Genomic DNA, 23845 nt, shown 5'->3' on the forward strand with positions numbered 1-23845 from the left:
CGATTATACCTATGAGGGTATAGGTACATTATATACCTATAGGGGTATGGGTTGTCAATAAAAGCGAAGAAAAACACACAAAAGCTGAGAAAAATTCTCGAATACTCTTGTGCGCCGGGGTTATTTCATATTTGCAAACCGTTCTACTGCTTTCGTAAAGTTAGCGATCGTCTGGTCTACATCTCCGTGTTCAATACCATCGCGTACACAATGGTTGATGTGCCCTTCAAGGACGATCTGCCCCACTTTATGCAAGGCGGATTTTGCCGCATTTATCTGTGAAAGGATGTCTTCACAGGGAATGTCTTCGTCGATCATCCGATCGATTGCCTGCACCTGTCCGATGATTTTTTTCAGACGTCGGTGCAGATTGTCGGAATCCATACACTGTTTCATAGTCAGTCCTCCTTGGTTATTTGTTGTTATTATCGTTTAAACACAAATTTTTGTCAACTTTATCCGTAGAAATATAAGTTCAGGCCGCGCCATTCGGAAAACAATGGCTGGAAATATAAGCTCAGCCCGCGCCATTCGGAAAACCGCACTGGCGTGCTTACTGCGGCTGCACCGCTGTTTTCCTTATATACAGGCGCTCATCTCATCTGCAGATCGTTCTCCAGATCCTTATGCAAGCATAAATCTGTCGAATGACCTGCAGATGGCTGAACTGTCGGCATAAAAATAAAAAACACATGTTGTCAAATTATTAACAATGTGATATGATAGAAAAAGCGAAATCTGATTAATGAAGCAAGGAGTCACAACCGATGTAGAATGATATGTTAGATAAGAACAACATTTAAAGCTACAATGACAACGAGGTTATTGATCACGATTTCTTTTTTATTTTCAGAAAAAATTATAAAGAAAGGCAGAGGAGAAACTATGAGCAGCAAAATTACTATCATCGGCGCCGGAAGTGTCGGAGCTACAATCGCGTACAAGCTTTCCTATGAGGACTTCGCATCCGAGATCGTTATGATCGACATTAATAAGGAGAAAGTCGAAGGCGAAGTTATGGACATCGAGCAGGGCACATGTTTCAGAAGCCCGATTTCCATCATTGCAGGCGATTATGAGGATGCCAAAGGTTCTGATATCGTTATTATCACATCCGGCATTGCGCGTAAGCCGGGTCAGACAAGAATTGAGCTTGCGCAGACAAATGTCAATATTATCAAATCTATCACACCGGAGATCGTAAAAGCAGCACCGGATGCTAAATATATCATCGTAAGCAACCCGGTTGACGTTCTGACTTATGTATTCACAAAGATCTCAGGACTTCCGGAAAACCAGATCATCGGATCGGGAACACTGCTGGATACAGCACGTCTCCGCTACGGTCTGTCCAGACATTTCAACGTTGCACAGAAAAATATTCATGCTTATGTATACGGCGAGCACGGCGATTCTTCCTTCGTTCCGTGGTCAGGAGCTAATATTGCAAGTATGCCGATCGATGACTACTACAAGGCAATGAAAGATCTCGGAGCAGACCTTACAGAGCTTGACAAGCCGGCTATGGAAGAGTATGTGCACAAATCAGGCGGCCAGGTAATCGCTAAGAAAGGGGCTACTTTCTATGCAGTAGCTGTATCTGTCGTTGAACTGTGCAATCTGGTGCTTGCAGCTTCGGATTCTGTTGCGACAGTATCTTCTATGATGCACGGAGAGTATGGTGTGGATGACGTATGTTTAAGCGTGCTTTCACTGGTAGGACCGAACGGAGTACAGGGTAAGGTTCCAATGCACCTGACAGACGAAGAAGTAGAGAGACTTCAGGCAAGTGCAAATAAACTTAAAGAAGTAATCGCTCAGTTAGATATCTAAAGGAGGTAAACACTATGAAATACAGCTATTTCCCCGGCTGTACGCTGAAGAACAAAGCAGTGGATCTGGATCACTATGCCAGAGTGTCCGCAGAGGCTTTGGGCTTTGAGCTGGAAGAGATCAGCGAGTGGCAGTGCTGCGGCGGAGTATATCCGCTCGGCACGGACGAGATTGCGACAAAGCTTGCTTCCGTACGTGCGCTCAATGATGCAAAAGAGCACGGACAGGATCTTGTCACAGTCTGTTCAGCCTGTCATCACGTGATCAAAAGGGTAAATGATGACATGAAAAATGTCGATGATATCCGCACAAGGGCGAACAACTATATGAAACTCGACGAGCCATATGCCGGAGAGACAACAGTACTTCACTATCTTGAGGTACTCCGTGACCGGGTAGGATTCGACGAACTGAAGAAAAAAGTTGTAAAACCACTCACAGGAAAAAAGATCGGCGCTTATTACGGCTGCCTTCTTCTCCGTCCGGGCAAACTGATGGCTTTTGACGATCCGGAAAATCCGACGATCATGGAGGATTTCATCCGTGCCATTGGAGCGGAGCCTGTAATCTATCCTTACAGAAACGAGTGCTGCGGCGGATACATATCTCTGAAGGAAGAGGACATGTCCAAAAACATGTGCCGTAAGATTGAGGAGAGCGCGGCAGGTTTCGGCGCTGATATGCTGATCACAGCCTGTCCGCTGTGTATGTACAATCTGAACAAGAACAACGGCGGCAATCTGCCGGTATACTATTTCACAGAGCTTCTGGCAGAAGCGCTGGGACTTAAAGAGGAGGTGGATGAACAGTGAAAACAGAACACAGTCGCGCAGAGATGATCAAAGAGATCAGCGGCGTGAATCCGCTGAAATGTATGAAATGCGGTAAATGTTCCGCTTCCTGTCCCTCCTATAATGAGATGGATATCAAACCGCACCAGTTTGTCTCCTATGTGATCAACGAGGATATTGAGTCACTGGTCAAATCAAAATCTCTCTGGAAATGCCTTTCCTGTTTTGCCTGTGTAGAGAGATGCCCGCGTGACGTAAAGCCGGGCAAGCTGATCGACGCTGCAAGACAGATCGTTGTGCGTGAGAGAGGACAGAACTATCTGCTGGCGGACGAGATCCCGGAACTGATCGATCCCGATACACCGCAGCAGCTTCTCGTAAGTGCACTCAGAAGATACAGGAGGTGATAACAGGTGCAGAGGATAGGAGTATTTGTCTGCCACTGCGGATCTAATATCGCAGCTACGGTAGACGTAAAGAAAGTCGCTGAGATGGCGCTCCACGAGCCGGGAGTTGTTCATGCCGAGGACTATCAGTACATGTGTTCTGAGGCAGGGCAGGAGCTGATCCACAAGGCGATCAAAGAGAAACATCTGACCGGACTTGTCGTCTGTTCATGTTCTCCGCGTATGCACGAGACGACATTCAGAAATGCAGCGGAGAGAGCGGGACTTAACCCGTATATGGTGGAGATCGCAAACATCCGTGAGCACTGTTCCTGGATCCATAAGGATATGGAAGAGGCGACGGAAAAGGCAGTCATCCTGATGCGTGCGGCAGTTGCGAAAGTAAACTTAAACGCACCGCTGAAACCGGGCGAGAGCCGTGTTACAAAGAGAGCGCTTGTGATCGGCGGCGGTATCGCAGGTATCCAGACAGCGCTCGATATCGCAGAGGCAGGATATCCGGTTGATATCGTGGAGAAGACCCCGAGTATCGGAGGAAGGATGTCGCAGCTCGACAAGACATTCCCGACACTGGACTGTTCATCCTGTATCCTGACGCCGAAGATGGGAGAAGTAAACGCCCATCCGCTCATCAATATCTATACATATAGTGAAGTAGAGAGCGTATCCGGTTTCGTGGGAGATTTCACAGTTGAGATCCGCAAGAAAGCAAGAAGCGTCGATATGAATAAATGTACGGGCTGCGGCGTATGTCAGGAGAAATGTCCGAGCAAGAAGACGCCGAGCGAATTCAACCGCGGCCTGAATACAAGAAGTGCCATCTACACACCGTTTGCACAGGCGGTTCCGAACGTTCCGGTTATTGACCGTGATGCCTGCATCAAGTTCAAGACAGGAAAATGCGGTATCTGTTCGAAAGTGTGCCAGGCTGGCGCTATCGACTATGATCAGATCGACGAGATCGTTACAGAGAAATACGGCGCGATCGTTGTCGCTACAGGATTCGACATGATCAAGCTTGACAAATATGATGAGTATGCATACAGCCAGAGCAAGGATGTCATCACATCTCTCGAGCTGGAGCGTATCATGAACGCTGCAGGACCGACAGGCGGACATCTGGAGCGTCTCTCCGACGGAAAGGCTCCGAAGGAGATCGTATTTATCCAGTGCGTGGGAAGCCGCTGCGCGGACGACAGGGGCAAGAGCTACTGTTCAAAAGTCTGCTGTATGTACACTGCAAAACACGCGATGCTCATCCGCGACAAATATCCGGATACAAATGTGACGGTATTCTACATTGATGTGAGAACACCGGGCAAGAACTTCGATGAGTTCTACCGCAGAGCAGTAGAAGACTACGGTGTAAACTACATCAAAGGACAGGTCGGAAAAGTCATTCCACAGCCGAACGGAAAGCTGCTCGTACAGGGCGCTGACCTGATCGACAACAAACAGATCTTAAAAGAGGCTGATATGGTTGTCCTTGCTGCTGCGATCGAGCCGAACCCGGATGTAAGAAAGATCGCTACTATGCTGACAGCAAGTATCGATACGAACAACTTCCTCACAGAAGCTCACGCGAAGCTTCGTCCGGTAGAGTCACCGACAGCCGGTATCTTCCTTTCCGGTGTATGCCAGGGACCGAAAGATATTCCGGAGACTGTATCTCAGGCAGGAGCTGCCGCTGTAAAGGCGATCGGACTTCTCGCCAAAGATAAACTGCTGACCAATCCGTGTACGGCACATTCCGACGAGCTGATGTGTAACGGATGCTCCCAGTGTGCGAATGTCTGCCCGTACGGAGCGATCACCTATGAAGATAAAGAGGTGAACGATCACGGAATCCGTGAGACAAGACGTATTGCGGTTGTAAACGATGCGCTTTGTCAGGGATGCGGCGCTTGTACCGTAACATGTCCGTCCGGAGCAATGGACCTGCAGGGATTCTCGAACAGACAGATTCTAGCGGAGGTGGATGCGATATGTCTATAGAAAAGAATGAAGAATTCAGACCAAAGATTGTGGCGTTCTGCTGTAACTGGTGCAGCTACGCCGGAGCGGATCTCGCGGGAAGCAGCCGTATGACCTACTCGGCGGACGTCAAGATCATCCGCGTTCCCTGCTCCTGCCGTGTCAACCCGATGTTTATTTTAAGAGCGTTTGAAAGGGGAGCGGACGGCGTTATCATGTGCGGTTGCCATCCGGGAGACTGCCATTATACTTCCGGTAACTTCTACGCAAGAAGACGTATGACCCTTCTCTTCTCCATGCTTGATTACATCGGAGTGGAAAACGGCCGTACCCGTGTGGAGTGGGTATCAGCCGCAGAGGGGGCGAAGTTCTCACAGACAATGCATGAGTTTGTGGACAAGATCACATCCCTCGGCAAAAACGTAAGATTGGAGGATTTAAGATGCAGGAATTAATCAACCGCGCAAAAGAGCTTCTGGCCGACGGAACTGTGGCAAGAGTGCTCGGATGGAAAGCCGGGGACCTGCCTTACAATCCGGAACCGGCTTACTTTGAGAAAGAAGAAGACTTTGCGGATTTCGTATATAACGGATTCTGCGGAGCAAACTTAAGCAAATATATGATCGAGGCTTCCAAACTGGAAGGCAAGACGCTTGTATGCTTAAAACCATGTGATACATACAGCTTCCAGGAGCTGATGAAAGAGCACCGTGTGGACAGAGATAAAGCGTATATCATCGGTGTGGGATGCAAAGGAAAGCTTGACATCGAGAAGATCAAAGCTATGGGGATCAAAGGTATCAAGAGTATCTCCGGTGCAGAGATCGAAGACGAGGCAGAGACGCTTACGATCGATACGATCTATGGAGAGAAGAGCTGTGCGTACACAGACGCTATGCTTGAGAGATGCCATGTATGCAAGGGCAAAGACCACATGGTATTTGACGAGATCATCGGCGAGTCCAAAGAGACAAAAGACGCAGACAGATTTGCAGAAGTAGAAAGAATAGAAGCTATGAGCCCGGAGGAGAAATTCGCTTTCTTCCAGAAGGAACTGAGCAAATGTATCCGCTGCAATGCCTGCCGTAACGTATGTCCGGCCTGCTCCTGCCGCAAGTGTGTGTTCGACAGCAACAAGTTCGACAGCGCGCAGAAGGCAAACGTTGATTCCTTCGAGGAAAAGATGTTCCATATTATCCGTGCTTTCCACGTTGCAGGAAGATGTACGGACTGTGGCGAGTGCAGCAGAGTCTGTCCTCAGGGAATCAGACTGCATCTGTTCAACCGCAAATTTATCAAAGATATCAACGAGCTCTACGGAGAATACCAGGCAGGTGCTGATCTGGAGCCGAGAACTCCGCTCACCAACTATGAGTTTGACGACGCAGAGCCGGGAATTGTGGCAGAAAGGGGATAATGTATGTATAAGATAGCGAAAGAAAATCTGACGGCATTATTTCAGAAGATTGCCGCAGAACAGGAATTATATCTTCCGGTAAGAAACGAAGGCCAGGTAAACTTCGCCGCATGGTCGGAGGATGCACAGGTCGATATCGATACGTTAAAGACAGTAAAATCTCCGAAAGACGCCTTCTTCCCGCAGAGCGAGACGCTCTACACCTGTGTCAGGGACGGAAAGAAGATCAGCATTGAGCCTGAGGCGTTAAAAGAGCAGGATTTCGTTGTGTTCGGCATGAGAGCCTGTGATGTAAGAGGTGTGGAAGTGCTGGACAAAGTATTCCTCGTAGATCCGCTTGATACGTTCTATGCGGCAAGAAGAGATCACGGTACGATCGTTGCCCTTGCCTGCCACGAGCCGGAGGAAACATGCTTTTGTAAGGTGTTCGGCATTGACGCGGCTGATCCGGCTGCAGATGTTGCCACATGGATGATCGGAGAGGATCTGTACTGGAAACCGCTTACAGAAAAGGGTGAGGCGCTTACAAAGGCAGTTGCTGACCTTCTTACAGAGGATGCAGCTGCGGATGAGGCTGTTGAAAAAGAGAAAGAGGCGATCCACAATATCATCGAGCAGCTTCCGTATACACATCTCTCTCTTGAGGGATGGAACGGAGATGTCCTCATGGAAAAATTCGAGGATCCGCTCTGGGATGAACTGTACAAACCGTGTCTTGCGTGCGGAACCTGTACATTTGTCTGCCCGACCTGCCAGTGCTATGACATCAAAGACTACGATGCAGGAAAGAACGGCGTGCAGAGATACCGCTGCTGGGATTCCTGTATGTACTCTGACTTCACGATGATGGCTCACGGCAATAACCGTAAATCACAGAAAGAGAGATTCCGCCAGAGATTCATGCACAAACTGGTATACTTCCCGGCAAACAACGATGGAATGTATTCCTGTGTAGGATGCGGAAGATGCGTGGAGAAATGTCCGGAATCCTTAAATATCGTAAAAGTTATCAAAGCATTTGCAAAACAGGGAGGTGAAAAGTAATGAGTGAATGTACATGTCACAAGAACTATACACTGGATACCCTGATCCCGAAAGTAGGCGTGATCACTGACATCCGCGAGGAGACGCCGGATGTTAAGACATTCCGTGTCAATGCTCCGGAGGGTGGCAAGCTCTTCGAGCATATGCCGGGACAGTGCGCGATGCTCTGCGCTCCGGGAATCAGCGAAGGTATGTTTTCGATTACTTCTTCGCCGACTAATAAAGAATATCAGGAATTCAGCATCAAGAAGTGCGGAGTGCTCACAGATTATCTCCACAGCCTTGAGGTAGGCGACGAGATCACGGTCAGAGGACCGTACGGCAATCATTTCCCTGTAGAGGATAAACTCAAAGGAAAAGACCTGCTGTTCATCGCCGGAGGTATCGGACTTGCGCCGCTGCGTTCCGTTATCAATTACGTGCTGGACAACCGTGACGACTACGGCACAGTGGATATCGTTTACGGATCACGTTCCGCCGACGATCTGGTTCAGTTGAAAGAGATCCAGGAAGTATGGATGAACGCTCCGGATGTCCATGTTCACCTGACCATTGACCGCGAGCAGGAAGGCTGGGACGGCCATGTGGGATTTGTCCCGAATTATGTGAAAGAACTGGGATTCGACGTAAACAAGACGGCTCTGATCTGCGGACCACCGATCATGATCAAGTTCACACTGGCCGGTCTTGAGGAACTCGGCTTCTCCAGAGAACAGGTCTATACGACACTGGAGCTTCGCATGAAATGCGGAATCGGAAAATGCGGAAGATGTAACATCGGTTCAAAATATGTATGTAAAGACGGTCCGGTATTTCGGTGCGATGAAATCGATGAGATGCCGAATGAATACTAGGGAAAGGAAGAAATATCATGGAAAATATGGTAAATGTATATTTTTTCGGTAAGAAATACAGTGTGCCGGCTGACCTGACGATCATGACAGCTATGGAATATGCTGGTTATACGCTGAAAAGAGGATGCGGCTGCCGTCACGGCTTCTGCGGTGCCTGTGCTACGATCTACAGGATCAAGGGCAAAAATGAGCTGAAGACCTGCCTTGCCTGTCAGACACAGGTAGAAGAGGGCATGTATGTGGCAACTGTTCCGTTCTTCCCGACAGACAAGAGAACATATGACATTGAAGACATCAAGCCGGAGCAGAGGATCATGATGGATCTCTATCCGGAAATCTACAGCTGCATCGGCTGTAACGCCTGCACAAAGGCCTGCACTCAGGACCTTAACGTTATGCAGTATATTGCATATGCACAGCGCGGCGAGTTCGAGAAGTGTGCGGAAGAGTCGTTCGACTGTATCGGATGCGGATGCTGTTCCGTAAGATGTCCGGCAGAGATTTCCCACCCGATGGTAGGAGTCCTTGCAAGAAGACTTACAGGAAAATACATTGCACCGGAATCCAAACACCTGACAGAGCGTGTGGAAGAGATCCATCACGGCGACTATGATCAGCTGATCGAGCAGATCATGCAGAAGCCGATTGAAGAGATGCAGGAACTTTACAACAACAGAGAGATCGAGAAATAAGGAGGGAAGATCATGTTTACACCGGAAATGATGGAATCCGTAAAGAAAGTGGAGGCCACCAGAGCACAGCGTCTGGGTGTAGAGCCGAGACGAATGACGGCGGATGAGAAAGATGCTCTCCTTAAGGAATTCCATCCTGATTACAGGGAAGAGGCATTTGCAGAGATCAAGGTAGGCCCGAACAAGGGACAGAAAGCGCCGAAAGAGCTGGTGCATCTGCTCCATTCTAACAGCCGCCTTCTCGCTGAGAAAGTTGATATTAACAAAGTAGACTACGATGTTGACGTGCTCGTCATCGGAGGCGGCGGCGCAGGCGCGTCTGCAGCAATCGAGGCAAACGAGGCGGGAGCTAATGTCATGATCGTGACAAAACTCCGTATCGGCGATGCCAACACGATGATGGCAGAGGGCGGTATCCAGGCTGCCGACAAAGAGAATGATTCTCCTGTACAGCATTATCTGGATGCATTCGGAGGCGGACACTTTGCCGCAAGACCGGAACTCTTAAGACGTCTTGTTATGGAAGCGCCGGATGCGATCAAATGGCTCAATGAGCTGGGTGTTATGTTTGATAAGGATGAGACAGGCCGTATGATCACAACACACGGCGGCGGAACATCCAGAAAGAGAATGCACGCCTGCAAGGATTACTCCGGAGCTGAGATCATGCGTACACTCCGCGATGAAGTATTAAACCGCCAGATCCCGGTTGCTGAGTTCACTGTAGCAGTAGAACTGATCAGAGATGACAGAGGCCAGGTGGCAGGAGCGGTTCTTCAGAACCTGGAGACAGAAGATTACCTTGTTGCAAAGGCTAAGACGGTTATCATCGCTACAGGCGGTGCGGGACGTATGCATTATCAGGGATTCCCGACTTCAAACCACTATGGCGCTACAGCAGACGGTCTGATCCTCGGATACCGTATGGGAGCTCCGCTCCTGTATCAGGACACGATCCAGTATCACCCGACAGGAGTTGCATTCCCGTCCCAGATTTTCGGCGCACTCGTAACAGAGAAAGTACGTTCCGTAGGTGCACAGCTTGTAAACGTGGACGGTGAGGCGTTCATGCATCCGCTGGAGACACGTGATGTGGCTGCATCAGGTATTATCCGCGAGTGTACAGCGCGCGGCAAGGGCGTGAACACACCGCTTGGAAGCGGCGTATGGCTTGATACTCCGATGATCGAGATGATCGGCGGACCGGGAACGATCGAGAAACGGATCCCGGCGATGCTCCGTATGTACATGAAATATGATATCGATATGAGAAAACTTCCGATTCTTGTATACCCGACACTGCACTACCAGAACGGCGGACTTGAGATCGGCGGAGACGGATTTACAAAAGTAATCGACAACCTGCTTGTAGCAGGAGAGGCTGTCGGCGGTATTCATGGAAGAAACCGTCTGATGGGCAACTCGCTTCTGGATATCATCGTATTTGGACGCAATGCAGGTAAGGCTGCCGCTGCGAAAGCGAAGAATGTAGAGCTGGGTAATATGAATCTGGATCACATTCAGGCATACGCTGAGGAGTTAAAAGAGGCAGGAATTGACACCGGTGATGTATCCCCGCTCCTTCTTCCGAAGTATGCAAGACATGAGAGATAGGAAAGGGAGAGAAAATGTTTTTAGTTAACTGGTTTCAGGAAAGTGTAATGGGGGAAACCCTGATGGTCTTATTCCTTGTAGCCACCATCGGCTATCTTGTGGGAAGCATTACGATCAAAGGGGTCGAGCTGGGGACGGCAGGCGTGCTGCTTGTCGCCCTGGTATTCGGTCATTTCCTCGGACATGATGAAGCTCTGGTCGAAGGCCTGGGAATGTTTCAGGATCTGGGACTTATCTGTTTTGTTACGTCTGTCGGCTTTATTGCCGGACCGAAGTTCTTCCGTAACTTTAAGATCAATGCGAAATCTTATATTCTGCTCGGATTTATCATCATTGCGATCGGTGCGCTTGTTACTTCAGGCATCATTACGATCGCAGGAGTTCCGACTGATATCACAGTCGGTATGATGTCCGGAGCCCTGACGAGTACGCCGGGACTTGCAGCGGCGCTTGATGCCACAGGTTCCGCCAACGCCTCCATCGGATACGGTATTGCCTATCCGTTCGGCGTAGTAGGAGTGGTGCTCTTCGTACAGCTGATGCCGAAGATCCTGCATACAGATATGGATGCGGAGCGCGCGCAGTTTGAAGCTGCCCAGAATGTGGGAGATATAGCGAAAAAAGATAAACTGTTCCACGTAGATCCGATGGGATTTTTCCCGTATGCGCTGGCGATCGCTCTCGGTATCGTCCTGGCGAAGATCGTGATCCCGCTTCCGGGCGGAGCGCAGTTCTCTTTGGGAACGTCAGGCGGCCCGCTGATCGCGGGTCTGATCCTCGGTCACTTCGGCCACGCCGGAAAGATCAGCTTTCATGTGGAAAAATCTGTGCTTGAGTGCTTAAGAGAATTCGGTCTTGCGCTGTTCCTGATCGGAGCAGGTGTGGAGGCCGGATCGGGATTCATCGAAATCCTCAAGGAACACGGACTGATCCTGTTCGTGTATGGTGCACTGATCACACTGATCCCGATGATCGTCGGATACTTTGTTGCCACAAAGCTGATGAAACTGAGTCTGTTCAACACACTAGGCTCCATCTGCGGAGGGATGACAAGTACACCGGCCCTGGGAACACTGATCCGTGTGACAGGAACGGACGATGTGGCATCAGCTTATGCGGCTACATATCCGGTAGCGCTTGTGTTCGTCGTGCTGGCCTGCCAGTTTATCGGAATATTCTTATGATAGAATCGTGGGAGCGCAGAGCGCGGAACGATTCGTAGATATCATAAAAGATCCGGTTGCTCCATGTATGAGCTGAGCGCCTGCTAATGAGCAAAGAAGCGGCGTAGCCGCAGTGAGCACTGTCAGGTGCGGCTTTGCGAATGGCGCGAGCCGAACGAAAAATAAAACAACAGATATAAGGCTGTCCCTTAGGGCAGCCTGAAAAGTATCAACTTTAAAACAGGAAAGGAGTTGACTTCCATGCGTGAAATCAATGTAAGTACACTCACCGATGTAATTGAGAGACTCTGCATCGATGCCAACAACCATCTCCCGGGAGATGTAAAATGTGCCATCCGCGACTGCCGCGCCTGCGAGGACGGCGAGATCGCACAGGGCGTCCTGGACAACATCATCGAGAACTTCGAGATCGCGGACAGCGAGAATGTACCGATCTGCCAGGATACAGGTATGGCGTGTGTGTTCCTTGAGATCGGACAGGACGTACATCTTGTCGGCGGTGATTTGAAAGAGGCTGTTGACGAGGGTGTACGCCGCGGATATACAAACGGATATCTGAGAAAATCAGTCGTAAAAGATCCGGTGCGCCGCGGTAATACCGGCGACAATACACCTGCCATGCTTTATACAGAGATCGTTCCGGGCGAGAATATTAAGGTTACGGTAGGACCGAAAGGATTCGGAAGCGAGAATATGAGCCAGATCCGTATGTTCAAACCGTCAGCAGGCCTTCAGGGAATCAAAGATTTCATCATCGAGGCTGTAGAGACAGCAGGACCGAATCCGTGTCCTCCTATGGTAGTGGGCGTCGGTATCGGCGGTACATTTGACAAATGTGCACTCCTTGCGAAAAAGGCGCTGATGAGGCCACTTGATTCTTCCAATCCGGATCCGTTCTATGCAGATCTTGAGAAAGAAATGCTCGAGAAGATCAACGAACTGGGCATCGGACCTCAGGGATTCGGCGGAAAGACGACAGCGATCGGACTCAATATTGAGACTATGCCGACACATATTGCAGGAATGCCCTGCGCGGTAAATATCAACTGTCATGTGACACGCCACAAATCGGAGGTGATATAAATGGCAAGAAAGATTACATTACCACTCACAGAGGAACTTGCTAAAACACTCCATGCAGGAGATCAGGTGCTTCTTACGGGAACGATCTATACATCCCGTGATGCCGGACACAAGAGAATGTGCGAGGCACTTGCCAAGGGTGAGGATATTCCGTTCGATCCGAAAGATGCGACGATTTACTATGTAGGACCGACTCCGGCGAAACCGGGACAGGTCATCGGAAGCGCAGGACCGACAACAAGCGGACGTATGGATGCATACGCGCCGACAATGATGTCAGTGGGCGCGCGCGGCATGATCGGAAAGGGTGCACGCCTTCCGGAAGTGGTTGACGCCATGAAGAAATACAGCGGCGTGTACTTTGGTGCTATCGGAGGTGCAGGCGCACTGCTCGCAAAATGTATCAAGAAAGCAGAGCTTATCGCTTTCGAAGATCTCGGGGCAGAGGCTCTCAGAAAACTCTATGTAGAGGATATGCCGGTTGTTGTCATTATTGACAGCGAGGGAAATAACCTCTATGAAGAAGGAAGAAAGGCTTACCTTGATTCTAAAAAATAATTGACGGAGATACAAATAATCCGCCGGAACACAAGTGTCGCTTGTGTTCCGGCTATCTTTTTGTTTCTGGGAATATTATGGTGAAAAAGTTTCACTGGCAGTTTGAGGATATCTGTGCTACTATATATTCAAAGCATTATATTTCCAGCATGTTTTATTCTCTTACAGCATAAAAGCTGTGTCACAGGTTCTATTACATTCAGGAAAATCTCGATGCTTTTGATTCCCAATTAATAGCAGAGAGATTTTTGTATATGCTGTGGCTGATTGTCAGACAGGATGCGGCGGTCTCTTTGCGGTACATTTTCACAAGGAGGCTGAAATATGACAAATGATACTATGTCAATGATGTTACCCGTCAACCGTACTTACAAATCAACCGTATTTATCATGCTGTTTGAGGACAGAAATAATCTGTTGGAACTGTATAATGGGATGAGCGGGAAACATTATACAAATCCGGAATTGTTGGAGATCAATACACTTGAGAATGCAATCTATATGTCAATCAAAAATGATATTTCATTTTTGATCGACGGGCGTCTCTCGTTGTACGAGCATCAGTCTACGTATAGCCCGAATCTTCCGTTGCGTTTTTTGTTCTATATTTCGCATTTGTATTCCAGAATGACGAAAGATGATAATCTGTATGGTACAAAGAAAGTTCATATTCCCGAACCGGAGTTTGTTATCTTTTATAATGGAAGAGAAGAAATGCCAGAGCGGCAGGTGCTGAAATTATCAGATATGTACACAACAAAGGACAAGCAGGTGAGGTTGGAACTTGAAGCTGTAATGCTAAACATATCAGGAGAGAATAACCATAAATTAAAAGCAGCATGTCATACCTTGAGGGAATATGCTATTTATACGGACAAAATACGGAAGTATACAGAGATAATGGGCCTGTCTGATGCAGTAGAACGGGCAATACAGGAGTGTATTGAGCAAGGTGTATTGAAAGATTTTCTGGAGAGGCACAGAACGGAGGCGAAAGCGATGAGTATATTCGAATATGATCAGGAGAAGCATATGCGTCAGGAGAGAGAAGCTGCCTGGGAGGATGGGCATTTGGCAGGTATAGAAGATGGACTAAAGAGCCAGATAGAAAAGAAGCTCGCCAAAGGGAAGACTCTGACGGAGATTGCTGATGAGCTAGAGGAAACAGAAGAACGCATCAGAGAACTGACTGACAAGATTAAAGGAAAAGAGTAGGAAAATAACAGAACACCCGGGAAATGACATGAAATAACGTCCAAACATGTCTCCCGGGTGTTTTATTATCCGTTAGTATAGTTTAAAGTAAGATTACAGCACACTGATAAAGCGACGGAATGCTTCCAGTCCCTCGTCTGTGTATTTATATACACCGGCATCCTCAAGTACCTGACAGAAAACTTTGCCGACTTCCTGCTCCAGGATGTGCATGATGTTGTCTTCGTTGATATCTGTATAGGACGGCAGGAATTCGTCTACCCAGTCCGCGTGTTTTTCGATCTGTTCGTTGCTGCGGATGTCTTTCCCTTCCAGGATGTATTCTTTCAGCAGTTCCATTTCGCCTTTCAGGCGGGCCGGAAGAACAGCAAGACCCATAACCTCGATCAGGCCGATGTTTTCTTTCTTGATGTGATGCAGGTTTGCATGCGGGTGATATACACCGAGCGGGTGCTCCTCTGTAGTAATATTGTTCCTGAGAGTCAGATCCAGCTCGTACAAACCGTCTTTCATACGTGCGATCGGAGTGATCGTATTGTGCGGAGTTCCGTCTGTCTCGGCGTAGATAAATGCATCCTCATCGGTGTAGGAACGCCATTTGCCGAGAATATGGTCCGCAAGGTCGATGATCCGCTCCGTGTCTTTGCCGCGCAGACGGATAACTGACAGAGGCCATTTTACGATGCCGGCCTCTATGTCTTCATAACCGGTCACTGTAAAGTTTTCGATGACCGGAGCTTTTGCCATGGCAAAAGTATAGTGGCCTCCCTGGAAGTGGTCGTGACTTAGGATCGAACCGCCTACGATCGGCAGATCCGCATTGGAACCCAGGAAGTAATGCGGAAACAGTTTGATGAAATCAAACAGCTTGGCAAATGCACTGCGGTCTATCTTCATCGGAATATGCTCTCCGTTAAACACGATGCAGTGCTCGTTGTAATATACGTAAGGCGAGTACTGAAATCCCCATTTCTTTCCCTGGATCGTGATCGGGATGATGCGGTGATTCTCCCGTGCGGGATGGTTCACGCGTCCTGCATAGCCCTCGTTCTCCATGCAGAGCTGGCATTTCGGGTAAGAGGATGACTTTGCGGCTCCCGCGGCTGCGATGGCTTTCGGATCCTTCTCGGGTTTGGAGAGATTGATCGTGATATCCAGAGTGCCATACTGGGTGTCTACCGTCCATTTACGGTCGCGGCTGATGCGGTAGCGGCGGATATAATCGCTGTCCTGACTCAGCTTGTAATAATATGCAGTCGCAGCTTCCGGTGAATTTTCATATTCTTTCCAGAAACGCTCCTGGATCTGCGCCGGACGCGGTACGAGACAGTTCATAAGTTTTGTGTCGAACAGATCGCGGTATGTAACACTGTCCTCGATGATGCCGCGTTTTACAGCCTCGTCGAGAAGATCTTTCAATACATCTTCCAGAACAATATTGTCCGGATCGCAGGGCACATCCTCATAATCGTCTTCCTTCATAAGGTCAAGCAGGAGATTGGTTGTATAGATCCGTTCGCTTTCAGGCGTCAGTCCTGAATTGATTCCGTATTGTACCAGTTTTTTTATTGATTCATAAATCATGGAAGATTTCTCCTTTCAGAAAAATATGTGGATTTAAAAATATTCATCGCTTAATCAATCCGTGAAGCTCCGTCTCCGATATCTACAGTATAGAATTCAGCTTCATGTCCGACTTTCTCTTTATATGTTTTTCCAATGTCGTTAATGAAGGTATCCACAGCGTCATTTTTGACAATGCTCACTGTACATCCGCCGAATCCGCCTCCGGTGATACGGGAGCCGATGACGCCTGGAATCTTCCATGCAAGATCAACAAGAATGTCAATTTCCTCGCAGGATACTTCGTAATCATCACGAAGAGAGATGTGGGACTGGTTCATGAGCTGGCCGAATTTATTGATATCCCCGTCTCTTAAAGCTGCAACGGCGTCGATTGTACGCTGGTTTTCGTATACCGCGTGTTTCGCGCGTTTTAACTGTACAGGATCTGTGATAAGATCTTTGTTCGCCTCAAATTCATCAGGAGTGAGATCGCCAAGGGCGTTGATATCCAGTTTTGTCTTCAGCGCAGCAAGCGCGTCCGTACATTCCTGACGTCTGTCATTGTATGCGGAATCCACAAGACTGTGCTTTACCTTGCTGTTGGTGATGACGATTTTTGCGTCTTCGAGATGAATGGGAGCATACTCATACTTCATCGTGTTTGTGTCAAGGAAGATTGCATTGTCTTTTTTCCCCATGGCAACTGCAAACTGATCCATGATACCGCAGTTGCATCCGTTAAAATTGTTCTCTGAATACTGCCCGATCAGAGCAAGGTCTGTCATGGACAGATCTGTGATACCATACAGATCCGTCAGGATAACTCCTGTCAGGACTTCCAGGGAAGCAGAAGAAGAGAGCCCGGATCCGTTCGGGATATTTCCCCAGATAACCATGTCAAAACCTGTATCCAGGTTATATCCTTTCTCTGCGAATGCCCAGACAACACCGAGAGGATAGTTTGCCCAGTTGTATTCGTTTTTGTTTGTCAGGTCATCAAGTGAAGCCTCTACCACTCCGAATCTGTCAAGATTCATAGAATAAAAATGTATCATCCGGTCATCGCGTTTCCTTGCTGCACCATATGTACCCATGGTGAGCGCACAGGGAAATACATGTCCGCCGTTATAATCTGTATGCTCGCCGATCAGGTTGACACGACCCGGTGAGAAATAGAAGTGAGCTCCGTCGGGAGTCCCGAAAAGTTCTGCAAATTTGTCAAAAAGTTTCTGTTTCATTCTGATGATCCTCCTCAGTTTTGAAATAAATATAAATCAGGTTATTCTGTTATCAGTATAATGGCAAACAGGCCTTTACGTCTATAAAAATTACGTGCAAATTTATGTAAAAATGTTGCGTCAATAAATGGGGCATATTATAATGTTCAGTGCGAAATAAAACAGGAGAATAAAAAGGCGGTATATGACATGTCAGATTCATATAAACATTCCTATAAAGTCGGAGAGGATTTCCTGAATTCTCTGTCCGTTTACAACGTGGGATACCAGAAATGTGAGCCGGAATATCAGTGGGGACCGGGAATCCGGGACCATTACTGCATCCACCACATACTCTCGGGCAGCGGCATATATACGACGGGTAAGGTGTCTGTACGTCTCAGTGCGGGAGATACATTTATCCTGTTCCCCGGCGTCGAGCTGCAGTACCAGGCGGATAAAGATGAGCCCTGGGAATACTGCTGGGCCGGATTTATGGGAACAGATGCTGCATCTATTATAAGAAATACAGGGTTCAGCAAGGAGACACCGTATATCCTGAAAGGCACGATACCGGAAGAAGAGATAAGAAACGGACTGGATGAAATCTATCAGAATAAGGGAAACACGTACGAATCTTCGGTGGCTATGGCGGGAAGACTGTACAGCCTTCTTGCTGTGTTTATGCATTATGCACAGAGGACGGAACCAGAGAAAGATTCCCATGTGATGTATGTGGAAAAAGCGATGAGCTATATAGAGACAAACTATTCTTATCCGATCACGGTTGAAGATATCGCTTACTATGTGGGAATCAGCAGGAGCCATCTGTTCCGGTCTTTTCAGAATTATATGAGGAAATCACCTAAAGATTATCTGTCCGGATATCGGATCAGACAGGCGTGCCATCTTCTGCGGGAGACTGATCTTTCTGTGTCAACGATCGCCTATTCCGTAGGATTTGAGAACAATCTTTATTTCTCAAAAGCATTCCGGAAACAGAAAGGGATGAGTCCCTCAGAGTACAGGCGGGCAAAGCGAAAAACAGAAGAAAGAGATAGTAAATAGACAGGAGAAAACTATGGTAAATCAGTATTCAAGAACAGAGCTCTTGCTGGGAACGGAAGGTGTGAACCGGCTGAAACGTGCTTCTGTCATGATATTCGGTGTGGGAGGCGTGGGATCGCATTGTATCGAGGCGCTGGCGAGGAGCGGGATCGGCACACTGATCCTGATCGATAACGATACAGTGTCCCTGACAAATATCAACCGGCAGTCTATCGCATATCACAGTACGATTGGCCGGCTTAAGACAGAGATTATGGAGAAACGGATCCGGGATATTGATCCGTCGATTAAAGTGCGGACGTATGAGATGTTTGTACTGCCGGATAATCTTGCTGTAATTTTGGATCAGGAGGAAAAGCCGGATTATATTATCGATGCTATCGATACAGTGAGTGCCAAGATTGCTCTTGCCCGGGAGGCGGACAGAAGAGGAATACGGCTCATCAGCAGCATGGGAACCGGGAATAAGCTGCATCCGGAGATGTTTGAGATCGACGATCTCTCTAAGACAAGCATATGCCCTCTGTGCAGAGTCATGCGCAGAGAATTGAAGCGGCTGGGAATCTTCCATCTAAAAGTACTGTATTCAAAGGAAAAACCCGTAGATATAAGCGGGAGAGAAACAGGGGAAGACGCTGGGACGAGACGTTCGATTCCCGGAAGCGTCTCTTTTGTGCCGCCGGTTGCGGGACTTCTGATCGCAGGCGAAGTGATCCGCGAATTGTCCGGTGTGGACGATACAGAATAGAACTTCGGAAGAAGATATATGTGAAAGGAAGACTAACATGGATTTATTTGATTATATGAGAGAGACAAACAAGGAGAAAGAATCGCCCCTTGCGTCAAGGATGCGCCCGGCTTCTCTGGATGAGGTGGTCGGACAGCAGCATATTATCGGAAAGGATAAGCTTCTTTACCGTGCGATCAAAGCGGATAAGTTAAGCTCTGTGATCTTTTGCGGGCCTCCGGGCACAGGAAAGACAACACTTGCGAAAGTGATCGCCAATACGACCAGCGCAGAATTTAAACAGATTAATGCTACGGTCGCAGGCAAAAAAGATATGGAAGAAGTAGTAAAAGCAGCGAAAGATCTGCGCGGTATGTACGGGAAGAAGACGATTCTATTTATCGATGAGATTCACAGGTTTAATAAAGGTCAGCAGGATTACCTGCTTCCGTTTGTTGAGGACGGAACCGTGATCCTGATCGGGGCGACCACGGAGAATCCGTATTTTGAAGTGAACAGCGCTCTTATTTCCAGATCCAGCATATTTGAGTTGAAACCGCTCGAAAAAGAGGATATAAAAACTCTTCTGAGAAGAGCGGCAGAGGATACGCAGAAGGGAATGGGGAGTTTCCATGCGCAGATCGATGAAGAGGCGCTTGATTTTCTGGCAGACATGGCGGGGGGAGATGCGAGAAATGCGCTCAATGCCATTGAGCTGGGAATTCTGACGACTGAGCGCAGCGAGGACGGCATCATCCACATTACAACAGAAGTCGCTTCCGAGTGTATCCAGAAACGTGTAGTGAATTATGATAAACGGGGCGACAATCATTATGATATAATCTCTGCTTTTATCAAGAGCATGAGAGGCTCAGACCCGGATGCAGCTGTCTATTACCTTGCAAAGATGCTCTATGCAGGCGAAGATATTAAGTTCATTGCGCGCAGGATTATGATCTGTGCCGCTGAGGATGTGGGGAATGCAGATCCTATTGCTCTTACAGTGGCGGTCTCGGCAGCCCAGGCCGTGGAGCGGATAGGAATGCCGGAATCCCAGATCATTCTGTCCCAGGCAGTGACGTATGTAGCCTGTGCCCCAAAAAGTAATTCCGCATGTAACGCTATATTTGCAGCGAATGAGGCGGTACAGAAGTATCGTACAACCGTACCCGTACATCTGCAGGATTCCCATTACAAAGGAGCATCAAAACTGGGGCATGGAATCGGATACAAATATGCACATGATTATCCGAATCATTATGTAAAGCAGCAGTATCTGCCGGATGAAATAAAAGACGCCAGGTTCTATGAACCCGGCGTGCTTGGATACGAAAAACAGATGGGAGAGTATCTAAAGAAGATTCGTGAGGAGTAAAGTATAGATTTCCTGACTCTTCGCGTTCCAGTGATTGACAATGGCTTCAGCCTCTGTTTCGGTCGGAACCGTGAGTTTCAGATCGATCAGGCTGGAGCCGTTTTCCTGAATCTGACAGCTGACTTCATATTCACCGCCTGTATTCCGGTAGTAGTCGGCTTTTACAGATGCCTCTTCTTTCAGGTCATATTGCTTTTCTTTCAGAAAATCATCGATATCTTCCCGTATGGCGCGGGATATTTTATTACTGAAATAAAGGATTGTCTCGGCGCCGTTTTCTGTCAGGTGATACAGTGTACGGTTGTGTGTCGTTTCAGGCCGTATGAGGTCAGAGTCTGTGAGGTCGGATAAAGCTTCCTGGAGCCTGAAATAAGAGGTGTAGCCTTTGTCCAGGACGAATTCCGATATCTGGGATGTTGTCAGCGGAAAGTCTACTTTATCCAGCATATATAATATGATCAGTTTGTATAGTGTAAATGTCTCAGCCATGGTACTCCTTTCCCTGCCATATGTCATTTTCCTTTAAATATTGATGTAAACGGTTCAGTACGCTGCGCTTTGCACCAGTCCAAAGGGGCGCGATCAGCAGATTCTTCGGGCCGTCGCCGGTTAGTCGATGTATCACGATGTCGGGACGGAGATGAGAGATACATTGTCCGAGCATCCGGATATATGTTTCCATATCCGGCACATAGAAATGCTCCTCTCTGTAAATGTCTGCCAGATCGGTCCCTTCCAGAATATGAAGCAGCTGAAGCTTGATCCCCTGGATGTCGCAGCGGTTAAGATATTCGATCGTTTTAAGCATCATTTCTTCTGTTTCTCCCGGCAGATAAAGGATGACATGGACGATCACTTCGATCCCTGCGCCGCGCAGTCTCTGTACTGCCTGGTCGAATATTGCTGTTTCATAGCCTCTTCGGATGAACCGGACTGTTTCAGGATGGATCGTCTGCAGACCAAGTTCTACCCATACGGGTTTGATCTGATTCAGCCGCTTGAGCAGATCGATCACATCATCGCCCAGACAGTCGGGCCTGGTTGCAACGGAGAGGATTTTGACATCGGGATCTTCTATCGCCTCCGTGAAGATAGATTCCAGATAGCTGACGGGGGCATAAGTATTCGTAAAAGCCTGAAAATATGCGATGTAAGAATGAACCGGCCGCTTTGTGAGAAGATGCATCTTTCCCTCGGCAAGCTGCTGCGAGATTGTGTGGAAAGGCCTGCCGGCAAAATCTCCGGAGCCGTCTGCACTGCAGAAGATACATCCGCCTGTCCCGATGTGCCCGTCCCGGTTGGGGCAGGTCATGCCGCCGTTTAATGCGATCCGGTATACTTTCTCCCCGAACCGGCTGCGCAGATGAAAGTCGAGAGAGTGATACCGCTTTTCTCCCCAGCGCACGGACGGGGAGTGTAAGTTTAAATTATCTGACATAAATTACGTAACCTGATTTTAACTTTCTTTTCCATTCAGCGCGCGCCAATCGCAAAGCCGCACTAGCGTGCTTATTGCGGCTGCGCCGCTTCTTTGCTCATAAACTGGCGCTAAGCTCATACATACGGCCGGTCGCAAAAACATGCGAGCATGTTTTTCGTTTCCGGCCGTATGTATGGCTGAACTGGTGAAATATATGATAGCACTTTGGGTCCGTCTTGACAAGGGCGCACTTCAAATGTATAATTGTTAGAGATTTAATAAGGCTTATCGATTTTTATGTCAATTCAGACGATAATTCCCGAAGAGTTTTTATGAATATAGAGTGATTTATATTAGTTTTTTAGAAAGGATAGTTTTTATGACGAGAGAAAAGTATGAATCATTACCTCTTGCAACCTTGAAGGAACTTGCAAAAGCAAGAAAAATGAAAGGTGTATCCACGCTGAAGAAAAGCGATCTCATTGATGCTATGCTTGCGCTGGATGAAAAAGAAGAGCAGCAGGAGGCTGCAACCGAAGCAAAGGAAGAAGTGAAAGAAGAACTGAAAGAGAAGAAGGCGGAAACAGATATCGAACAGCTCGACAGCGGCAATACTGCAAACGGTATTCTGGAAGTTATGCAGGATGGATTCGGGTTTATCAGGAGCGACAATTATCTGCCGGGAGAAAATGATGTATATGTATCTCCGGCACAAATCCGCAGATTCGGACTTAAGACGGGTGATATACTGACGGGAAATACCAGGATCAAGACACAGGGGGAGAAGTTCAGTGCGCTCCTCTATGTTTCTACGATTAACGGCGTTCGTCCGTCCGAAGCAATGAAACGTAAGAATTTTGAGGATCTTACCCCGATCTTTCCGAATAAGAGAATCCGGCTTGAGATGGCAGGAAGCAGTACTGCGATGAGAATTATGGATCTGATGTCGCCGATCGGCAAAGGACAGAGAGGTATGATCGTTTCTCCGCCGAAAGCGGGTAAGACGACACTGCTGAAAGAAGTTGCACTTTCTGTACAGAAGGCGGAGCCACATATGCACCTTCTTATCCTTCTGATCGATGAGCGCCCGGAGGAGGTAACAGATATCAAAGAGGCAATCTCCGGACCGAACGTAGAAGTGATCCATTCTACATTTGACGAACTCCCGGAACATCATAAAAGAGTGTCTGAAATGGTTATCGCGAGAGCAAAACGTCTGGTGGAGCACGGTAAAGATGTCATGATACTTTTGGATAGTATTACAAGACTTTCCCGGGCATACAACCTGATTGTTCCTCCTTCAGGGAGAACGCTTTCCGGCGGTCTTGACCCGGCTGCACTCTACAGCCCGAAGAGATTTTTCGGAGCTGCGCGAAATATGAGAGAAGGCGGCAGCCTGACAATACTTGCTACTGCTCTGGTAGATACAGGGAGCAAGATGGACGACGTTGTGTATGAGGAGTTCAAAGGAACCGGAAACATGGAACTTATTCTTGACCGGAAACTGCAGGAGAAGAGAGTATTCCCGGCAATCGATATTGCAAAGTCCGGCACAAGACGTGAGGACCTGCTTCTCACAAAAGAAGAGCAGGAGGCGGTCTATATCATGCGCAGAGGCTTAAACGGAATGAAAGCAGAGGAGGCGGCGGACAACCTTCTGAATATGTTCTCCCGCACAAAATCAAACAATGAACTTGTGCACCAGGTAATTCGTCAGAAGTTTATCTAAAAAACAGTTGCAAAAGAAAATATCTTATGATACAATTAGAAAGCTGTTTAGAGATTATAATAAATTAATTTAAAATA

23 protein-coding genes are annotated in these 23845 nt (G+C 48.0%); 18 read left to right on the forward strand and 5 right to left on the reverse strand.

The genetic code is table 11. The annotated features are described in order from the left end of the window. Positions 1–120: 120 nt before the first annotated feature. Positions 121–396, reverse strand: coding sequence for a metal-sensing transcriptional repressor (locus tag FNY66_RS01920; protein WP_087151666.1), 276 nt, complete (start codon positions 394–396; stop codon positions 121–123). Positions 397–885: 489 nt separating this feature from the next. Here FNY66_RS01920 and FNY66_RS01925 point away from each other — a divergent pair, with 489 nt between their 5' ends. The 14 genes from FNY66_RS01925 (at position 886) to FNY66_RS01990 (ending at position 14666) form a co-directional block, all read left to right on the forward strand. Further along, on the forward strand, positions 886–1833 hold the full coding sequence (locus FNY66_RS01925; protein ID WP_087151667.1) for an L-lactate dehydrogenase: 948 nt from the start codon (positions 886–888) through the stop codon (positions 1831–1833). 14 nt (positions 1834–1847) lie between these two features. Continuing rightward, entirely contained in the window at positions 1848–2645 is a 798-nt protein-coding gene (locus tag FNY66_RS01930; RefSeq protein WP_087151668.1) for a CoB--CoM heterodisulfide reductase iron-sulfur subunit B family protein, read from the forward strand. Continuing rightward, positions 2642–3031, forward strand: a complete 390-nt coding sequence (locus FNY66_RS01935; protein ID WP_087151669.1) for a 4Fe-4S dicluster domain-containing protein — start codon at positions 2642–2644, stop codon at positions 3029–3031. The genes FNY66_RS01930 and FNY66_RS01935 overlap by 4 nt, the downstream gene beginning before the upstream one ends. 6 nt (positions 3032–3037) lie before the next feature. Further along, the gene (locus FNY66_RS01940; RefSeq protein WP_087151670.1) at positions 3038–5026 is read left to right on the forward strand and encodes a CoB--CoM heterodisulfide reductase iron-sulfur subunit A family protein; all 1989 of its coding nucleotides are present in this window, start codon (positions 3038–3040) and stop codon (positions 5024–5026) included. Continuing rightward, positions 5017–5460 carry a hydrogenase iron-sulfur subunit gene (locus FNY66_RS01945; RefSeq protein WP_087151671.1) on the forward strand — a complete coding sequence of 148 codons (444 nt, stop codon included), beginning with the start codon at positions 5017–5019 and terminating at the stop codon, positions 5458–5460. The genes FNY66_RS01940 and FNY66_RS01945 overlap by 10 nt, the downstream gene beginning before the upstream one ends. After that, entirely contained in the window at positions 5448–6422 is a 975-nt protein-coding gene (locus FNY66_RS01950) for a 4Fe-4S dicluster domain-containing protein (RefSeq protein WP_087151672.1), read from the forward strand. Before FNY66_RS01945 ends, FNY66_RS01950 begins: the two co-directional genes overlap by 13 nt. A 3-nt stretch (positions 6423–6425) precedes the next feature. Further along, positions 6426–7466, forward strand: coding sequence for a 4Fe-4S dicluster domain-containing protein (locus FNY66_RS01955; RefSeq protein WP_150310146.1), 1041 nt, complete (start codon positions 6426–6428; stop codon positions 7464–7466). After that, entirely contained in the window at positions 7466–8320 is an 855-nt protein-coding gene (locus FNY66_RS01960; RefSeq protein WP_087151674.1) for an FAD/NAD(P)-binding protein, read from the forward strand. Before FNY66_RS01955 ends, FNY66_RS01960 begins: the two co-directional genes overlap by 1 nt. 17 nt (positions 8321–8337) lie before the next feature. After that, positions 8338–9012, forward strand: a complete 675-nt coding sequence (locus FNY66_RS01965) for a 2Fe-2S iron-sulfur cluster-binding protein (RefSeq protein WP_087151675.1) — start codon at positions 8338–8340, stop codon at positions 9010–9012. A gap of 12 nt (positions 9013–9024) precedes the next feature. Next, positions 9025–10626 (forward strand): FAD-dependent oxidoreductase, encoded by a 1602-nt coding sequence (locus tag FNY66_RS01970; RefSeq protein WP_150310147.1) that lies wholly within the window; start codon positions 9025–9027, stop codon positions 10624–10626. Between the two features lie 14 nt (positions 10627–10640). Continuing rightward, complete coding sequence (locus FNY66_RS01975) at positions 10641–11810, forward strand: aspartate-alanine antiporter-like transporter (RefSeq protein WP_202879150.1); 1170 nt, start codon at positions 10641–10643, stop codon at positions 11808–11810. A gap of 240 nt (positions 11811–12050) precedes the next feature. Next, positions 12051–12893 carry a fumarate hydratase gene (locus FNY66_RS01980; RefSeq protein ID WP_087151678.1) on the forward strand — a complete coding sequence of 281 codons (843 nt, stop codon included), beginning with the start codon at positions 12051–12053 and terminating at the stop codon, positions 12891–12893. Continuing rightward, complete coding sequence (locus tag FNY66_RS01985; RefSeq protein ID WP_150310148.1) at positions 12894–13451, forward strand: Fe-S-containing hydro-lyase; 558 nt, start codon at positions 12894–12896, stop codon at positions 13449–13451. A gap of 324 nt (positions 13452–13775) precedes the next feature. Further along, positions 13776–14666 carry a hypothetical protein gene (locus FNY66_RS01990; RefSeq protein ID WP_229409419.1) on the forward strand — a complete coding sequence of 297 codons (891 nt, stop codon included), beginning with the start codon at positions 13776–13778 and terminating at the stop codon, positions 14664–14666. Positions 14667–14759: 93 nt separating this feature from the next. On the opposite strand, the gene galT is transcribed toward FNY66_RS01990, so the two are convergent. Then, on the reverse strand, positions 14760–16250 hold the full coding sequence (gene galT, locus FNY66_RS01995) for a UDP-glucose--hexose-1-phosphate uridylyltransferase (RefSeq protein WP_150310149.1): 1491 nt from the start codon (positions 16248–16250) through the stop codon (positions 14760–14762). 50 nt (positions 16251–16300) lie between these two features. Continuing rightward, positions 16301–17470 (reverse strand): galactokinase, encoded by a 1170-nt coding sequence (locus FNY66_RS02000; protein ID WP_150310150.1) that lies wholly within the window; start codon positions 17468–17470, stop codon positions 16301–16303. A 189-nt stretch (positions 17471–17659) separates the two neighbouring features. On the opposite strand from FNY66_RS02000, the gene FNY66_RS02005 reads away from it, so the two are divergent. The 3 genes from FNY66_RS02005 to FNY66_RS02015 are packed head-to-tail and all read left to right on the forward strand — an operon-like array spanning position 17660 to position 20619. After that, on the forward strand, positions 17660–18517 hold the full coding sequence (locus tag FNY66_RS02005; protein WP_087151458.1) for an AraC family transcriptional regulator: 858 nt from the start codon (positions 17660–17662) through the stop codon (positions 18515–18517). 13 nt (positions 18518–18530) lie between these two features. Then, on the forward strand, positions 18531–19265 hold the full coding sequence (locus FNY66_RS02010; protein WP_087151459.1) for a tRNA threonylcarbamoyladenosine dehydratase: 735 nt from the start codon (positions 18531–18533) through the stop codon (positions 19263–19265). Positions 19266–19302: 37 nt separating this feature from the next. Beyond that, a complete protein-coding gene (locus tag FNY66_RS02015; RefSeq protein ID WP_150310151.1) occupies positions 19303–20619 on the forward strand; it encodes a replication-associated recombination protein A in 1317 nt (438 codons plus the stop codon). Here FNY66_RS02015 and FNY66_RS02020 read toward each other — a convergent pair. Together FNY66_RS02020 and FNY66_RS02025 are read right to left on the reverse strand one after the other, a co-directional pair. Continuing rightward, positions 20596–21108, reverse strand: coding sequence for a DUF4364 family protein (locus tag FNY66_RS02020; protein ID WP_087151461.1), 513 nt, complete (start codon positions 21106–21108; stop codon positions 20596–20598). The two genes, FNY66_RS02015 and FNY66_RS02020, sit on opposite strands and share 24 nt — an antisense overlap. Further along, positions 21101–22057: a TIGR01212 family radical SAM protein gene (locus FNY66_RS02025; protein ID WP_150310152.1), complete on the reverse strand. Its 957-nt coding sequence runs from the start codon at positions 22055–22057 to the stop codon at positions 21101–21103. Before FNY66_RS02025 ends, FNY66_RS02020 begins: the two co-directional genes overlap by 8 nt. A gap of 361 nt (positions 22058–22418) precedes the next feature. Between FNY66_RS02025 and rho the strand changes: the two genes are divergently transcribed. Then, a complete protein-coding gene (gene rho, locus FNY66_RS02030) occupies positions 22419–23768 on the forward strand; it encodes a transcription termination factor Rho (RefSeq protein ID WP_087151463.1) in 1350 nt (449 codons plus the stop codon). Positions 23769–23845: the final 77 nt, after the last annotated feature.

The sequence above is a fragment of the Mediterraneibacter catenae genome (genome assembly GCF_008691045.1).
Classification (GTDB): Bacteria; Bacillota; Clostridia; order Lachnospirales; family Lachnospiraceae; genus Mediterraneibacter; species Mediterraneibacter ornithocaccae.

Excerpts from the sequence above, each read along its gene's own strand:
- FNY66_RS01945 (WP_087151671.1), top strand. The coding sequence starts at position 5,017 with ATGTCTATAGAAAAGAATGAAGAATTCAGACCAAAGATTGTGGCGTTC.
- galT (WP_150310149.1), bottom strand. The coding sequence starts at position 16,250 with ATGATTTATGAATCAATAAAAAAACTGGTACAATACGGAATCAATTCA.
- FNY66_RS02000 (WP_150310150.1), bottom strand. The coding sequence starts at position 17,470 with ATGAAACAGAAACTTTTTGACAAATTTGCAGAACTTTTCGGGACTCCC.
- FNY66_RS01920 (WP_087151666.1), bottom strand. The coding sequence starts at position 396 with ATGAAACAGTGTATGGATTCCGACAATCTGCACCGACGTCTGAAAAAA.
- rho (WP_087151463.1), top strand. The coding sequence starts at position 22,419 with ATGACGAGAGAAAAGTATGAATCATTACCTCTTGCAACCTTGAAGGAA.
- FNY66_RS02005 (WP_087151458.1), top strand. The coding sequence starts at position 17,660 with ATGTCAGATTCATATAAACATTCCTATAAAGTCGGAGAGGATTTCCTG.
- FNY66_RS01965 (WP_087151675.1), top strand. The coding sequence starts at position 8,338 with ATGGAAAATATGGTAAATGTATATTTTTTCGGTAAGAAATACAGTGTG.
- FNY66_RS01990 (WP_229409419.1), top strand. The coding sequence starts at position 13,776 with ATGACAAATGATACTATGTCAATGATGTTACCCGTCAACCGTACTTAC.
- FNY66_RS01980 (WP_087151678.1), top strand. The coding sequence starts at position 12,051 with ATGCGTGAAATCAATGTAAGTACACTCACCGATGTAATTGAGAGACTC.
- FNY66_RS01925 (WP_087151667.1), top strand. The coding sequence starts at position 886 with ATGAGCAGCAAAATTACTATCATCGGCGCCGGAAGTGTCGGAGCTACA.
- FNY66_RS01970 (WP_150310147.1), top strand. The coding sequence starts at position 9,025 with ATGTTTACACCGGAAATGATGGAATCCGTAAAGAAAGTGGAGGCCACC.
- FNY66_RS01960 (WP_087151674.1), top strand. The coding sequence starts at position 7,466 with ATGAGTGAATGTACATGTCACAAGAACTATACACTGGATACCCTGATC.
- FNY66_RS01930 (WP_087151668.1), top strand. The coding sequence starts at position 1,848 with ATGAAATACAGCTATTTCCCCGGCTGTACGCTGAAGAACAAAGCAGTG.
- FNY66_RS01985 (WP_150310148.1), top strand. The coding sequence starts at position 12,894 with ATGGCAAGAAAGATTACATTACCACTCACAGAGGAACTTGCTAAAACA.
- FNY66_RS02010 (WP_087151459.1), top strand. The coding sequence starts at position 18,531 with ATGGTAAATCAGTATTCAAGAACAGAGCTCTTGCTGGGAACGGAAGGT.
- FNY66_RS01950 (WP_087151672.1), top strand. The coding sequence starts at position 5,448 with ATGCAGGAATTAATCAACCGCGCAAAAGAGCTTCTGGCCGACGGAACT.
- FNY66_RS01975 (WP_202879150.1), top strand. The coding sequence starts at position 10,641 with ATGTTTTTAGTTAACTGGTTTCAGGAAAGTGTAATGGGGGAAACCCTG.
- FNY66_RS02015 (WP_150310151.1), top strand. The coding sequence starts at position 19,303 with ATGGATTTATTTGATTATATGAGAGAGACAAACAAGGAGAAAGAATCG.
- FNY66_RS01955 (WP_150310146.1), top strand. The coding sequence starts at position 6,426 with ATGTATAAGATAGCGAAAGAAAATCTGACGGCATTATTTCAGAAGATT.
- FNY66_RS02020 (WP_087151461.1), bottom strand. The coding sequence starts at position 21,108 with ATGGCTGAGACATTTACACTATACAAACTGATCATATTATATATGCTG.
- FNY66_RS02025 (WP_150310152.1), bottom strand. The coding sequence starts at position 22,057 with ATGTCAGATAATTTAAACTTACACTCCCCGTCCGTGCGCTGGGGAGAA.